At 75.4% G+C, this 578-nt stretch carries 1 pseudogene; it reads right to left on the reverse strand.

The features are described from left to right. Positions 1 to 578, reverse strand: a pseudogene (locus D180_RS09695) (formylglycine-generating enzyme family protein); the annotation flags it as partial.

Here is a 578-nt window from a genome sequence, read left to right on the forward strand (position 1 = left end):
GCGCGCGCCAGCCAACTGCCGGCGGCGGCGAAATCCGAGGCCGCCGCGGCCGTCTCGGCGCGACGGATCAGCGCGCTTTCCACCGCCGCCACGCCCTGCCGCGCGCGCGCATCGTCCGCATCCAGCAGCAACGCCTCACGGAAATTGGCCAGGGCGCCGTTGCCGTCCTCGCCCAGGCGGCCGCCGCGCAGGTCGTCCTCGCCGGCGCGGTTGTAGGCCAGCACCCGCGAGGCGGTCTCCACCCGCTGCTGCAGGCGCCGCACCGCCGGGTCATCGGCATCCAGCCACAGCGCCACCATCGCGATGCGCGCGGCCTGCTCGAGCGTGCGTTCGGAAAGATCCGGATCGCCCAGCGCCTGCGCGCCGAGTTGCAACAGGCGCCGCCGCGCCTTGCGCAGGCCGTCCTGGGCAACGCGATCGTTCGGCGCCAGGCTGCGGATCGCCAGGTACAGCGGAATCGCCGACTGCGCATCCTCGAACAGGCGATCCTCGGCCAGCGCGCGCGCCGCCTGGCGCCGCGCCTGCGGCAGGCCGCTGCGCGTCAGGGTCGGCAACGGCGGCTGCCAGCGCGCCACGGT

It is taken from the genome of Xanthomonas sp. SHU 166, from assembly GCF_000364685.1.
Classification (GTDB): domain Bacteria; phylum Pseudomonadota; class Gammaproteobacteria; order Xanthomonadales; family Xanthomonadaceae; genus Xanthomonas_A; species Xanthomonas_A sontii.